General features: G+C 73.2%; 9 protein-coding genes. 3 read left to right on the top strand and 6 right to left on the bottom strand.

The features are described from left to right. Position 1: 1 nt before the first annotated feature. On the bottom strand, positions 2-2,506 hold the full coding sequence (locus tag QSK20_RS18380; RefSeq protein ID WP_285789817.1) for a S8 family peptidase: 2,505 nt from the start codon (positions 2,504-2,506) through the stop codon (positions 2-4). A 131-nt stretch (positions 2,507-2,637) separates the two neighbouring features. On the opposite strand from QSK20_RS18380, the gene QSK20_RS18375 reads away from it, so the two are divergent. Further along, positions 2,638-4,560, top strand: a complete 1,923-nt coding sequence (locus QSK20_RS18375; RefSeq protein WP_285789816.1) for an RNA polymerase sigma factor — start codon at positions 2,638-2,640, stop codon at positions 4,558-4,560. A 132-nt stretch (positions 4,561-4,692) separates the two neighbouring features. Here QSK20_RS18375 and QSK20_RS18370 read toward each other — a convergent pair whose 3' ends face one another. From QSK20_RS18370 to QSK20_RS18360, 3 genes are all read right to left on the bottom strand, one after another. Continuing rightward, the gene (locus tag QSK20_RS18370; RefSeq protein WP_285789815.1) at positions 4,693-5,925 is read right to left on the bottom strand and encodes an RCC1 domain-containing protein; all 1,233 of its coding nucleotides are present in this window, start codon (positions 5,923-5,925) and stop codon (positions 4,693-4,695) included. Positions 5,926-6,096: 171 nt separating this feature from the next. After that, positions 6,097-8,172 (bottom strand): multicopper oxidase family protein, encoded by a 2,076-nt coding sequence (locus QSK20_RS18365; protein ID WP_285789814.1) that lies wholly within the window; start codon positions 8,170-8,172, stop codon positions 6,097-6,099. Between the two features lie 42 nt (positions 8,173-8,214). Then, positions 8,215-10,101 (bottom strand): acyltransferase domain-containing protein, encoded by a 1,887-nt coding sequence (locus QSK20_RS18360; RefSeq protein WP_285789813.1) that lies wholly within the window; start codon positions 10,099-10,101, stop codon positions 8,215-8,217. A 264-nt stretch (positions 10,102-10,365) separates the two neighbouring features. Here QSK20_RS18360 and QSK20_RS18355 point away from each other — a divergent pair, with 264 nt between their 5' ends. Continuing rightward, positions 10,366-10,833, top strand: coding sequence for an anthrone oxygenase family protein (locus QSK20_RS18355; RefSeq protein ID WP_285789812.1), 468 nt, complete (start codon positions 10,366-10,368; stop codon positions 10,831-10,833). A gap of 134 nt (positions 10,834-10,967) precedes the next feature. Then, positions 10,968-11,906, top strand: coding sequence for a DUF6410 domain-containing protein (locus tag QSK20_RS18350; protein ID WP_285789811.1), 939 nt, complete (start codon positions 10,968-10,970; stop codon positions 11,904-11,906). A 463-nt stretch (positions 11,907-12,369) separates the two neighbouring features. Here QSK20_RS18350 and QSK20_RS18345 read toward each other — a convergent pair whose 3' ends face one another. Further along, positions 12,370-13,869, bottom strand: coding sequence for an MFS transporter (locus QSK20_RS18345; RefSeq protein WP_285789810.1), 1,500 nt, complete (start codon positions 13,867-13,869; stop codon positions 12,370-12,372). After that, complete coding sequence (locus QSK20_RS18340) at positions 13,866-14,333, bottom strand: anthrone oxygenase family protein (protein WP_285789809.1); 468 nt, start codon at positions 14,331-14,333, stop codon at positions 13,866-13,868. The genes QSK20_RS18345 and QSK20_RS18340 overlap by 4 nt, the downstream gene beginning before the upstream one ends. Positions 14,334-14,489: the final 156 nt, after the last annotated feature.

The raw sequence follows: 14,489 nt of genomic DNA, 5'->3' as shown, positions 1-14,489 counted from the left end.
GTCAGGGCGCGACCGTCTGGATCTCGACCAGCACGGAATCCACGCCGACCAGGCCGGTCGAGTCGAAGACCTCCAGCCACACCGACCAGGTGGTGACGGTGGTCCCGCTCTCCAGTGGGGACAGCTCACCGGTGAAGCTCGCGCAGTTCTTCGGCAGGACCACGTCGTCGATCGGGCCACCGGTGGGCACCGCGCTGCCCTGGCAGAGCACCTTCTTGACCCCGCCGTCGCCGTACGCGGTCCACCGGTAGCGGGTGCCCGGCACCGCTCCGTCCTGCGCGTCGGTGCCGGTGCCGGCGAGGGCCACCGACTCCGGCCCGGCGTCGATCGTCGACAGCTTCAGGGTCGACGCCGGCTGGGTGATCGTGGCGGTCGGCCGGGTCTGCCCGGCGGGTACCGCGGTGACCGTGAAGACGCGCTGCACGACCGCCCCCGCCGCCGTGAACGTCGCGGTGTACGTGCCCGGGGTGGCCGTGCCCGCCGGGAGGGTGGTCTGGTGGCCGCCCTTCTGGAAGACCACCTCGTTGCCCCGCCGGACCGTCCAGGATGCCTGGGCGTCCGGCACCGGTTCGAACGTGTCCGGGTCGGTGGAGGTGCCGACCAGGCTGACGGCCTGCCCCGCGGGGAGCTTGAGCCCGGCCGGCGGCGAGATGATGGCCGCGGTCGCCGGGCTGTCCACCACCGTGACGGTGACCGTCGCCGAGGCGGTCTGCCCGAGGCTGTCGGTGGCCTTGGCCGTGATGACGTGGGTGCCGGCCGACAGCGACGGCACGAACGTCATGGACTCGTTGCCCAGGTGTCCGTCGACGTTGCTGGTCCAGGTGAGCGGGAGCTGCTTGCCGGCGAAGTCGGTCGCCGTGCCCCACAGGTCCACCGACTGGCCCACACTGAACTGCTGCTTGGTCTGCGGCATGCTGATGCTCACCGAGGGCTTCACGCCCAGCGTCTTGGCGACCGCCGCCAGCGCGTTGATCCGACGCTGGCTGCCGGTCACCTTCCAGCCGAGCCCGCCGACGTGGGCGGTGTCGTTGAGGATGTCGCGGACCTGGGCGGAGGTCAGCTCCGGGTTGGCGGCCATGACCAGGGCGGCGACCCCGCCCACGAAGGGCGCGGCGAAACTGGTGCCGCACCGGGCCTCCGTCTCGTTGACGCCCGGCTGGGCCGGGTCGAGGAGGACCTGGACGCACATCGGGCCGTAGATCTCCACCGAGGTGGTCACGTCACTGGTGCCGTAGTTCGACTTGTCCGACACCGTCGCGTCCCACGTGTTCACACCGCCGACGCACATCACGTGGACGCTCTCGCAGGGCACGTAGAGCGTGTTGCCGTCGATGTTCTTGCCGTTGTTGCCGGACGACGACACGATCAGCGCCCCGGTGTCCCGGACGTGCTTCATCCGCCGGTCGGTCCAGGTACGGGCGTGTGTCTTGCCCAGGGTCACGTCCCGGCCGAAGCTGAGGTTCACCACGTCCGGGCGGGTCGCCTCGGCGGCCTTCTCCAGCCGGCGCAGCTTCGTCCAGTAGTCGTTGCCGTTGCGGACGGCGACCAGCTCGTCGACCACCGGCCCGGCCGGCCCGGCGGTGCCGTAGCCGTTGTCGACCTGACCCATCCCGGCGAGCACCACATCGGTGGCGTGCCACGGACAGGGCGTGCCGTTCGTGCAGTTGCTCGGGTTGGGTTTGCCCCACTCCGCCGTGTACAGCGTCACCTTGGCGGGGAAGTCCGGGTTGGTGTGGAACCCGCCGTCGAGCACCAGGTACTTCACCTGCCGGGTCAGCTTGCCCTTGGCCTGGAGCAGTTGCCAGGCCTTGGCGACCCCGGTGTCCATCGCGTTGCCCGACCCCATGTACGACCAGTCGAAGACGTTCTTGTTGATGGTGGGCGACTCGAAGACCTTGCCGTCGACGATGCCGGTCGGCTCCACCAGCCAGTCGAGGACCAGCTCGGTCCCGGCCCGCCACTCGGCGGCGGCCAGCGCGATCAGGCGCAGCGTCCGCTCGTCACCGACCCGGTACACACCGGACTGACCCGGCTCGGCGGCGAGCAGGTCGGCGACCAGTCTGGTCGGATCGGCGCGGTCGACGTCCACCCGGACCAGGTGGTCCTGTCCCTGCTCGTCCGCCGGGAACGAGTCGAGCACCTGGCCGTCCCAGCGGGTCAGGAAGGCGTCCAACTCGGCCTGGTCGGACGTCCGTACCATCACCTCGTCGAGCACCAGGCCGGCCGGCGAACCGTCCGGCCCGGCCACCACGCCGAGTTGGCGGTCGGTGCCGAGCCGACCGACCGGGTCGACCGGCAGCCGGGGCACGGGCAACCTCGGGTCGACCTGGAAGTCCAGCCTCTCGGCGGTGTTGCCGGCCGCGTCGGTCCGGCCGGCGGGTGCCGACACGGCGGCTCCCGCCGCGCTGGGCGCGGCGAGTCCGCCGACGAGCGCCGCCACGACGGCGGTGACCAGGACGCGGCGCGAGCCGGTGAACAGTCGGCGGGCGGAAAGTGTGGGTGTCACGGGTTCTCCTCGGTGTCCGCAGTGGGTTGACACCGGTGTGAGTCCGGACGGGTCGGGATGCCAACAGAAAACCCCGGAGAATTTTTCCGGCCGCTTCACTGAGAATGGTCGACGAGCAGTGGGGGTCACGGATGGACACGGCGGCGCAGGACGACCGGACTCTCGTCGAGGCGGTACGCCGGGGCGAGCGGGCCGGTCTGGAAGGCTTGTACCGGCGGTACGCCGACCGGCTCTACACGTACGCCCGGGTGTTGGTGCGCGAGCCGGAGGCCGCCGCGGACGCCGTCCACGACGCGTTCCTCACCGCCAGCCAGCGCATCGACCAACTCCGTGACCCCGACCGGCTGCGCCCCTGGCTGTACGCGATCGTGCGCAACGAGTGCCTCCGGCAGATCCGGGACCGGTCCCGCGCCGCGCCCCTGGACGAGGCGGCCGAGCCGGTGGCCGACACCGCCGACCCGGGCACCGACGTCAACACCGCTCAGGTAAGGGACCTCGTCCACACCGCAGCCGCCGCCCTCAACCCGGGCGACCGCGAGGTGGTCCACCTGGCGATCCGCCACGACCTGTCCTCCGCCGACATCGGCGCGGCCCTCGGGGTGCCCGCCAACCACGCGCACGCCCGCCTGTCCCGGGCCCGGACCCAGCTCGAACGGGCGCTCGGCGCGTTGCTCGTGGCCCGCAGCGGTGCCCGGGACTGCCCCGCCCTGGCCGAGACGATCGACGGCTGGCAGGGCACGCTGACCCCGACCCTGCGCAAGCGGGTCGCCCGGCACATCGACAACTGCGCCTCGTGTGGCCTGCTCCGACGCGAACAGCTCAACCCGGCGGCGCTGCTGTCCGCCTACACGGCTCCGGGGTTCCTCGTCGTCGCCGACACGGTCTGGCCGAGGCTGGCCGGGGCCGGTCCGGCCGACGGCCCGGCGGCCGACGGCGGGGCGGCCGACGGCGGGGCGGCCGACGGCGGGGCGGCCGACGGCCCGGCGGCCGACGGCGGGATGACCGACACGACCGACGGCGGACTGACCGACGACGGGGTGACCGGCGCGGTCGACGGTCAGGGGACCGACACGACCGGCGGGGTGACCGACGCGACCGGCGGCAGCGCCGACGTCGGGAGTTCTCCCGGTGCGACCACCGCGCCGTCGGCGACGACCGGGCCGAGCGGGTCCGCAGAGGGCACGCCACCTCCCGGACCGGCTGCGGGGCAGGACGACGCGCCCGCCGCCGAGCCGCGGAACGGGCTTACCGGGAAAGCGGGCGACCGGGCCGCCGCAGGGTCGGCAGCCGACTCGGCCCCCCGGTCCGCCGCCACCCTGGCCGGGGGCGTCGCACCGCCCCGTGCGGCGGCCCACCCCGCCCGGGTGACCTCGGCGTCCACCCACGACCGGCGACGACGACGGCGGTTGGCGGCGACCGCCGGGTTGCTGGTCCTCCTCGCCCTCGCCGGCACCTGGGCGCTCGCCCCCGGACGCCGGGCCGAACAGGTGGCGGCCACGTCCGGGGCGACCACCGGCAGGTCCGCGACGGCGACGACGGCTGCGGCGGTCCCGGCGGCGACCACTCCTGTCGTCACCGCCACGGCGACCGGCACCGCCGCCGCGACGGCACCGGGACCCGGCGCGACCGGCACCGCTGCCGTGCCCCCCGCGCCCGGCTCCCGGCCGGGGGCCGCCGCGCCGACCACCGCTCCGGGCAGGACAGTCGCCCCCACCACCGCGCCGGCCCTGGCACGACCGACCACCACGCCACCCCCGCGCCGGGCGTTCACCGTGTCGGCGAGCGCGCACGTACGCTGCGGTCAGGACACCTACAGCCTGGTCGTCCGAGCCACCGGCAGCGCCGCGGTCGGCCAGGCGGAGGTGCGGTGGACGCCCGTCGGGGGCGCCACGTCGACCCAGGCCATGACCGTGGACGGGGCGTCCGCCCAGGCGACCGTGGGACGGCTACGTGCGACGGCCCTGACCTGGTCGGTACGGATGACCGCCGTGGACGGACGAACGGCGCAGAGCCCGACGTACCAGGTCACCGACCCGTGCGTACGGCCCGGCTAGGGGTGGCCTCGCGGATCCTGCGCCCCGCCCCACCCGGGGACTGCGCTGCGTGACCTGCAAGCAGCTGGAGGAGCGCCCGCGTCGCCGCCGTGTCGGCGGCGACGCGGGCCGGCACAGGTCCAGCAGCGGCGGTCAGGCCGGCAGGGCCACCTGCGCCGGGGTCGACCGGTGGGTGGTGGTGCCGTCGCCGACCTGCCCGAACGAGTTGTCACCCCAGCACCACAGGCTGCCGTCGGTACGCGCCCCGCAGGCATGGTAGGAGGCGGATGCACCGTCCGCCCAGGTGGTGGCGGTGCCGACCCGGGTCGGGGTGGACCGGTGGGTGGTGGTGCCGTCGCCGAGCTGTCCGGACGTGTTGTTGCCCCAGCACCACAGGCTGCCGTCGGTGCGCGTCGCGCAGGACGAGTCGATGCCCGTCTCGACCCTCACCCAGGTGGTGGCGGTGCCGACCTGGAGCGGGGTGGTCTGGAAGCCGCTGCCCCCGCCCACCTGGCCGTAGCCGTTCTCGCCCCAGCACCACAGCGTCCCCTCGGCGCGGACCGCGCAGGTGTGCGCGTACCCGGCCGTCACGCCGGTCCACGTGGTCGCGGTGCCCACCTGCGTCGGTGTCGCCCGGTAGTCCCGGATGCCGAGACCGAGCTGCCCGTCCGAGCTGCTGCCCCAGCACCACAGGGTCCGGTCGGTGCGGATGGCGCAGGTGTGCGCGTAGCCGGTCGTGACGCTCGCCCAGGTGGTCGCCGTGCCGACCTGCACCGGGGTGGTCGTCAGCTGGGGAGACGTGCCGATACCGAGCTGCGCGTGCCGGTTCAGGCCCCAGCACCACAGGGTGCCGGTGGTCTGGACGGCGCAGGTGTGGTTGGCCCCGGTGCTGACGTTGGCCCAGGTGGTGGCGTCGCCGACCCGGACCGGGCTGGTCCGTCTCGTGGTGCTGCCGTCGCCGAGTTGCCCGTTGACGTTGTTGCCCCAGCACCAGAGCGTGCCGTCGGTGCGTACCGCGCAGGTGTTGCTGCTGCCGGCGTCGACACGTGCCCAGGTGGTGGCGTCGCCGGTCCGGACCGGAGAGGTCTGGTTCGTCCTCGTCCCGTCGCCGAGCTGGCCGTAGAAGTTGTTGCCCCAGCACCAGAGTGTGCCGTCGGTACGGGTCACGCAGGTGTGCAGATCGCCCGTCGCGATCCGGGACACCGGCGCGGCGGCGAGCGAGGCGGTCGGTGTGCCCCGGTCGGCGGAGCTGACGCCCGCGTTGGCCGCACCCGCCGTGAACCCGATGGACAGCACACCCATTCCGACAGCGGCCGCCGCCGCGACGACGGTCCGGGCCGTCCGCCGCCAACGCGTCCGTAGCCGGCCCTCCCGATGTTCGTTCATGTGTTCTCCCAGGCATCGTCGGTTCCGTAAGTGGAGGCGGCGTTGCCTCGGCAGGTCGCCCAGCGACCCGTCACTTCACATCGATGAACTTTACATTGACACACATCACCTTTACACGCGTTCAGGCGGCGGCCCCCGGCCGTCGGGCCGGGGGCCGCCGCCGACGGTCCGCTACTCCAGCTTGTTCGGGGTGTCGTGGCCGACCTCGTACGGCGTCGTCACCCCCTCGTAGATGACGTGGGACATCATGCCGGCCGCGGCGTGGTCGAGGTTGTGGCAGTGGTCCATCCACAGGCCCGGGTTGTCGGCCTTGAAGGCCACCTCCCAGATCTCCCCCACCTCGACGTTGACCGTGTCCAACCAGAGCGGGCTGCCGGTGGCCGGCTTGCCGTTGCGGCTGAGCACCAGCACGTGGTGGCCGTGCAGGTGCATCGGGTGGTCGAAGTGACTGCGGTTGGCGAAGCGCACCTTCACCAGGTCACCCTCGCGGACGGTGAGCGACGGGGCCTTCGGGAAGGCCATGCCGTTGCTGGCCCAGACCACCGTGAACTTCCCGTCGTAGAACCACAGCTCGTTGTCGAAGACCAGCGAATGCGTCTTGGTGAATTTGCTGTCCCGGCCGAACGGGGTGGGCAGCGGCGAGCCGTACGTGGTCGGGTCGAACGCCTCCTGCGGCTTGTCCGGCCGCACGTCGCCGGTGCCGTCGGCGCTGAGCAGCAGACCGCCGTCGACGACCCGCAGTTCCTTGCCGAAGCGCCGCAGCTCGGTGAGGCGTACCGGCTGGGCGGGCATGGTGAACTCCAGGTCGTACCGGCCACCGCCGCCGATCACGATCTGTCTGTCGGCGACCTCGGTCGGCTCGTTGATCGGGTTGCCGTCGATCGCGACCACCGTGAACGGGGTGCCGGTCAGCGAGTACCGGTGGGTGGCGCCGTCGGTGTTGATCAGACGGAGCCGGACCGGGGTGCCCGGGGTCGTCCGGCGCCGGTCGAGCTGGTCGACGGTGCCGATGGCGGGCGGCTCCAGGGGCAGTTCGTCCTCGTACCAGGTGTGCGTGGAGATGATCAGATCCTGGGTGCCGGGGGCCAGGTCCGACTGCTCCGGCTCGATGATCAGCGGCCCGAACAGGCCCTTCTTGACCTGGACCGAGGACTGCTGGTGGGAGTGGTACCAGTGGGTGCCGACCTCGTCCGGCCGGAACCGGTAGACGTGCGTGCCACCGGGCTGGATGGCGTTCTGGGTGACCCCGGCGACGCCGTCCTCGGCGTTGGGCACGTCCACTCCGTGCCAGTGCACCGACACGTTGGTGTCCGGCACCTTGTTGTGCACCGTCACCTCGATCAGCTCACCGCGCTTGACCCGCAGCTCCGGCCCGGGGCTCTGCCCGTTGAACAGCCACGCGTCGACCTCCCGGCCGGAGGCCAGCCGCAGCTTCTTCGCCTCGGCGACCAGGGTGAACCGACGGTCCGGCGTCTCGCTGCGCGGCCCGGTCAGGTCGGCCACGCTGACCGTACGGCCGGCGGAGTGACCGTGCGCGCCGGCCGCGGAGACGCCGCCGTGCGCGTGGTCGGTCATGTTCATCCGTCCCGGCAGGACGGTCTCGTTGGCCGCCAGGCTCAGTCCGCCGACCAGCAGCAGGACGAACCCGGTGGCGACGGCGACCGCGCGCAGCGCCCGGACCGGCCGGGTGCGCTGGACCGGCCCGCCCCGCTCCGCGACCAGGTACCGGTGCTGCTGCCACAGCCAGAGTCCGACCAGGATGGTCAGGAAGGACACGTAGACGGTGAGGATCGGGATGAGCTGCGGCGGGCCCATGGTGACCATGATCGCGGTGACGAAGCCGGCCAGCGCGCCCAGCGCGGTCGCCTGGAACGGCACCACCGCCTGTGGGGCGAAGGTCGCCAGCCGGGTCTCGGCCGACGGGTTCCGCCGGTGGGCACGCCAGCGGGGAACCGCCAGTACCAGCACCGCCAGGGCGGGCAGGATCACCAGAGGTAGCGCCACGGCGACCCGGTCGGCCACGAAGAGATAGCCGAAGCTGCCCATCAGCAGGGTGGTGACGACACGGGCGGCGACGCCGAGCCAGCCGAGCGCGACCAGCACCAGCATGAAGGTGGCCCGCCGTCGGCCCCGCCGGTCGGAGCGGTGCCGTGGTCTGCGGGCCACCAGGACCGCGCTCGTGCCCCACAGCAGGGTGAGGAAGAGCGCGGCCTCGATGTCGTAGTTCAGATAGCTTTCGAACAGCATGGGCAACCTCCGGGAACGGGCAGCATCGATCGGGGTGGTCGGTCAGGGACGGGTGGACGTGCCGTCCACCGCCTCCCACCGGAGTTCGTGGCCCTCGGCCCAGATCCGGGCGGCGGCGGCGAGGACGCTCCGGCGGTCGGCGACCGGCGCACCGGGCGAGGCCGGCAGCAACGCCACCACGTCACTGGCCTTCGACCGCACCGCGCGGTGCTGGCGGGCCACGTTGGTCAACCCCTGACCCGCTCCGGCCTCCACGATCAGCAGGTCACCGGTGGCGAGCAGCGCGTCGAGCGCCGGCCAGAACAGCACCGGGTCGGCGATCTGGGTGGTCCAGAACATCGGGTCGCCGGCGGTCGCGGCGTCGAGCTTCCGGCCGACGTACGCGGAGTAGACCGGGTCGACCGGCGGGCCGGGCCGGGCCGCCTCGACCGCGTGCCGGGTGGCCAGCGACGCGTCGCGCACCGCCGGGCTGTGGAACGCCTGGCGTGCCTTGGCGAGCCGGCAGACGTACCCCTGCTCGCGCAGCTTCTCCTGGACCACGGCCAGCGCCTCGTCCGGGCCGGCCAGCATGGTCTGCCGGGGCGCGTTGACGGCGGCGACGGCGACCTGCCCGGTCGGGTCCAGCGTCAGGTACGGCTGGAGTTCGTCGGCGGTGGCCGCGACGGCGAGCATGCCACCGGGCGGGGTACGGAGAACCTCGGTGACCCGGGCCCGCATCAGCCGGACGGCGGCGGGCAGGCTGAACGCCCCGGCCAGGGTGGCGGCGACCATCTCCCCCGCGCTGTGCCCGAGCAGGGCGACCGGCCGGACCCCCCAGGAGCGGACCATCGCGCCGAGCGCGTAGCCCACGCCGAACAGCAGCGGCTGGGCGCGGGAGCCGTCGTCGAAGGGGATGCTCGGGTCGTCGGAGAGCCACTCCTCGCGCAGCCGGTCCCCGCCGTCACCCCAGAGCGCGAAGAAGGTGTCCATCGCGGTGGTGAAGACCGGGTCGTGGCCGTACAGCCCGGCGCCCATGCGCGGGTACTGCGCGCCCTGGCCGGGGAAGAGCAACGCGACCGGGCGGCCCTTCGGCGCGGTGGCCCGGTGCCGCTCCACCGCCTCGGTCACCTCGGCGGCGTCGGCCGCCACGACCGCGCCGCGCATCCCGCCGGATCCGGCCCGGCGGGCGGCCTGGCGGGCCAGCGTCCCGATCCGCCGCCGGTCGTCGCCGAACAGGTCGCCCCCGAAGCGGGCGAGTCGCCCCATCGCCCGGCGTCGCCGCTGGTCCGCCGCCTCGTCCACGGCCGACCAGCGGATCACCAGCGGATCGCCGGACGGGCGGACCGGCCCGGGGGGCGGCAGCAGGACGACCGAACTCCCCCGCCGGGAGATGTCCGGCAGCGCGACCGGGGTGGGGGCCCGCTGGTCGGCGACCGGGTTCGGGCGACGGCAGCCGTCGGTGAGCATGCGTCGCAGGTCGCCGGGGCGGAGCACCCCGGAGCGGGACCGGTCGGCCTCGGTGAGGTCGTCGGTGGCCCGGACGACGGCGAGCGGCGGCTCGTCGGGCGACCAGGACTCGGCGAGACGGCGCAGCGCCACCACCAGCCACCGCCCCGGTTCGTCCTCCAGTTCGGCCGCGACCAGGACGAGGTCGGCCTCGGTCCGGGCCAGCCGGGTCGCCGCGTGGTGCAGCGCCGCGCAGAGCCGGGGTACGAACACCGTCGCCCCGGCGGCGCCCGGCGGCACGCACGCCGAGGTGACCCCGCCCTCGTACCCGGCCGGAGGGTTCGTGCCGGTCAGCACGAGCGAGGTACGCCGGCCCCGCCGTACCGTCGGGCCGAGCCGGTCGAGCACGGTCGCGACGGTCGCCGCGCGGCCGGTGGTCCCCGGGTCGTCCCGCTCCGCCGGTCCGACCGCCCACCTCACGATCGCGGCGTCAGTCGCTGCCATCGCGGTCACCTCTCTCCCGCTCCGGGCCCGACCACCGCCGTCGACCGTGCAGGGCTGTCCGAGCGGGTCGCGCCGATGTCGTCTGAGTCCGGACCGACAGTGGCGGCCGGCTCTCGAAAACGGTTCGAAGGCACCTGGAAGGACGCCCGGCCGCCCGGTTCTCCAGCCGTTTCGGAGTTGGCGTCGAGACGGCGGTCCGAGGATGTCCCGAAGCCGGATCGACCACTGTGGTCGAGCCACCCTCGGGTTGGAAGCGAGAACAAGATGACCTGGACCCAGCTCCTGGTCCCGATCACCCTGACGGGTACCGGGATGGCGGCCGGCGGGCTGATGATCACCGTGCTCGGCGGGGTGCCGCTGCTGCTCCGACTGCCGACCGACCAGTACGTGCCGATCCACCAGTTCCTGGTGACCCGCTTCGATCCGTTCATGCCGATCTGCATGATCACGTCGCTGGTCGCCGACCTGCTCCTGGCCGTCCTGGTGGACGAACCGGTGTCCCGGATCGGCTTCGGGATGTCCGCCGTCCTGCTCCTCGGCGCGATGGTCATCTCGCTGACGAAGAACGTCCCGATCAACCGGTGGCTCAAGACCCTCGACCCGGACCGGTTGCCGGAGAACTTCGAAGAGATCAACCCGCGGGTGCGCTGGGGCAGGTGGAACTCGGTCCGGACGGTCTTCGTCGTCGTCGCCCTGGGGCTCAGCGCGATCGCCGTCGGCCCACTGTTGTAAGCCCCCCGCCGGCCCCGTCCCGCCCGGCCGGCCACCGATCCGTCCGGCAGCGGACCGGCTGCCCCCGGTCCGGCCCCGCACGAGGCCCGTTCCCTCCCCGGCCGAGCCGGGGTGTCCACGGAAGGATTCTGTTGATGACCCCTGACACACGAGCCACCGCCGCCGCGGTGGACCGGGCGGAGACACCCGGGGAATCCCGCTTCGTGATCGGCCGCGACGTCGGCACGGTCGCGAGCTGGTTCCGCATCCTGTACGCGCTGATCGCGGTCGGCAGCCTCTGGTACCGGATCGACAAGGCCCTCGACGCCTCCGGCCTGGCCATGATGGCGGTCTGGTTCGTGGTGGTGGCCGCCGTCTACACCGCGGTCATCTGGTTCTTCGGCCGGATCGAGCGGTTCCGGGGGGTCAACCCGTGGATCCCGTCGGCGCTGCTGCAACTACCGATGATGCTCTACCCGATGGGCATCGGCTCGGCGCCGATGCACCAGGCGCTCGCCGTCTACACCACCATCGGCGTGTTGCTCTGTGGTGTGATGCGGTACGGCGGCCTCGAGGTCGCCGCCCTGCCCATGCTGCTGCTGCGGCGGCGGTCCCGGCTGTTCAGCCCGTTCAACGCGATCGACATCGTCGAGCAGGCGTTCCGCCGGGAACGGTCACGGGGCGTCCTGTGGGCGACCGCGCTCGCGCTGACCGTCTTCGTGGTCATCGAGTACTGGTGGGTGGGTCTGACGCTGAGCATCCCGCCGGCGAAGGACCTGCTCGGCGAGGGCATCCGGCTGCCCGGCTTCTGGGCGCTGCTGCTCGTCGTGCCGGCGGCCTGGTTCGCCGTCCTCGCCGCCCGCGGGCGGGACCGGTGGCGGTCGGTGCCGTTCGACCAGCGCTGGCCGGGGCTGGCCGCGCTGACCCTGCTGCTGCTGATGCCGATGCTCGGCAGCCGCCAGGTGCCGGACTCGCTGTGGGGCATCATCATGTTCGTCGGTCTCGTCGTCGGCCTGGTCACCCTGGTCCGGCTGCCGTTCCGCCGGTCCGCCGGCACCGGCCGCCGCGCGCCGGAGGTCGCCGCGTCGCGCTGACCCGCCCCCGCGTCCCCCGTCGGCCGGGCACCCTCCCCGAGGTGCCCGGCCGCTCGCTGTCGTGATCTCTGCGCGTCCTCTGCTCTGCGCCCCTGTCCGCACCAGGCACTCATCGTGAGCGGAGGGTCCCCTGCGCCGACGTCCGCGGACACCCGACATCCCTGTTCCATGCCCTGACGCCCATGCGGGTGCGGAGCAGAGGGGAACGGGCGGTCGGCGCTGCCGGGCGAAGAGCCACTCTGAGCGAGAACCAGCGTCGGCGGAGCCCCGAACACTCAGGGTGACGGCGCATGCCAGGAGGTCGGCTCGCCGGGCCAGCGCCAGAGCCAGGGGTCAGCGTCAGCGTCAGAACGTGACGGCTAGGGCGACGTGTCTGTCGCGGGTCGGCACCACGCTGCCGCACCGACGGACGCGTCCACAGGTGCGGGACGCGTCCGTCGGTGCCGTGGCAGGAGCGGGCGGCTCAGCGGGCGGCGGCGTCGACCTTGCGGGGCAGGACGTAGACCAGGGCGACGACCAGGAGGCAGAGGAGCACCTGCACGCCGAGGGTCCAGCCCATCGCGTCGACGAAGCGGGCCCGGCTGGCGGTGTCCTGGTCGGCGAGGAGGCCGAAGAAGACCGCGCCGGTCACCGCCACCCCGAGCACCCCGCCGGTCTGCTTGCCGGTGGAGAAGATGCCGGCGGCGGACCCGGCGTCGACGTGCGGGATGCCGGCCAGGGTGACGTTGAGGATCGGCGCGCTGACCAGGCCCATGCCGACGCCGACGACGCAGAGGCTGACCACGATCGGCAGCGAGGTGAGCCGGTCGCCGGAGACGACCACGATCGCGTTCAGCCCGGCCATGCCGAGTGTCATCAGGACCGCGCCGACGACCAGGGCGGTCCGCCCGGCGGTCCGGGCCAGCGGGATCGCCACCATCGAGGCGAGCGCGGTGCCGACCGCCCAGGGCGCGACCGTCCAGCCGGTGCGCTCGGCGGTGAAACCCAGACCGTTCTGGAGGAACACCACGAAGGTCAGGAAGAAGCCGGACATCAGCGCCGCGACGATGATGTTCGCGAGCACCCCGGCGGTGAACGTCCGCTGCCCGAACAGGTGCAACGCCACCAGCGGTGACTCGCCGGCCTGCTCCTTGCGCCGCTCGAACCGGACGAGCACCACGAACGCCGGGCCGGCGGCGGCCAGGCACACCCAGGACCACCACGGCCAGCCCAGCTCGCGGCCGTACATGAGGGGGTGCAGCAGGAGCAGCAGGGCGGCGGCGGCCAGGAAGACGCCGCCGAGGTCGAAGCCGCGCCCCCGTTCGTCGCGGGACTCCGGCAGCCAGACGAGCCCGCCCAGGAAGGCGACCAGGCCGATCGGCAGGTTGATCAGGAAGATGGTCCGCCAGCCCCAACCGAACAGGTCCGCGCCCATCAGGATGCCGCCGAGCATCGGACCGGAGACCGTGGCCAGGCCGATGACCAGGCCGTAGACGGCCAGCAGCGGGGCCCGGCGGGCCGGCGGCACCAGCACCTGGAAGACCGCGAGGACCTGCGGACCCATGATCGCGGCGGCCACGCCCTGCACCACCCGCGCGGCGACGAGCCAGCCGACGTCCCCGGCGACGCCGGCGAGCACCGAGGCGACGGTGAAGCCGGCGAGGCCGAGCAGGAACGCCCGCCTGCGGCCGAAGGCGTCCCCGATCCGACCGCCGGTGACCAGCAGCAGGGCGAACGGCAGGGTGTAGCCGGCGAGGACCCACTGCATCGAGCCGTAGCTCGCTCCCAGGCCGTCCTGGATGGACGGCACCGCGATGTTGACGCCGGTGGTGTCGAAGCTGGTCATGAAGGTGGCCAGCAGGACCACGGTGAGCGCGGCACCGAGCCGCCGCGCGGCCGGCGGGGCGGCGTCGTGCGGCGGGGCGGCGGGCGGTGCGGCCGGGGGCGGGGTCGCCACGTCGCGGCCGGGCGTGGTCGCGGTCACGGCAGCACCGCCACGCCCGCCGCGGTCACCGTCAGGGCCGCCAGCGCCAGCGCGGTACGCAGCTGGTGCAGGCGACGCCACTGCGGTCGGGGGTCGTCCCAGTCGTCCGGTACGGCGTCCGGGTCGACCCCCAGCACCCGCTTGTTGATCGGGACGTTGCCGAGGTGGGACACCCCCTGCACGCCCAGCGCCAGCACCGAGGCCAGGACGAACAGCCACCGGGTCGTCGGCTCCTCGACCAGGAAGATCAGCGCGATGTCGGCGAACATCGTCGAGTTGACGATCAGCGGCATCGACGGGTGGTACCCCTGGCCGAGCTTGCGGTGCAGGGTGATGTAGCTGCCCGCCGGCATGGTGTAAAGGGTCGGCAGCACGCTCACCGCCACGGCGAAGAACACCCCCGCCACGATCCCGCTGCCGCCGACGGCGACCACCGCCAGCGCCTGGGCAATTGTCTCTCTCATCGGCTCGCCATCTTCCGTCGCGTCCGGCAACGAACTCCGCCAGCGATGCTCACGGCGTCGCCTCAAGCCGACGTGGAGGAAAGCTCGACGCGGCCACCGCCCCGGCCGGGGCGGTGGCGGGCGGCCGACACCGACGTGCGCGACCTTCGACCGAGT

Origin of the sequence: Micromonospora sp. NBRC 101691, from assembly GCF_030269285.1 — a bacterium.
In the GTDB taxonomy this organism is placed as follows: Bacteria; Actinomycetota; Actinomycetes; order Mycobacteriales; family Micromonosporaceae; genus Micromonospora; species Micromonospora echinospora.
The sequence above is the reverse complement of the archived record's forward strand: the minus strand, read 5'-3'. Positions and strand labels throughout refer to the sequence as shown.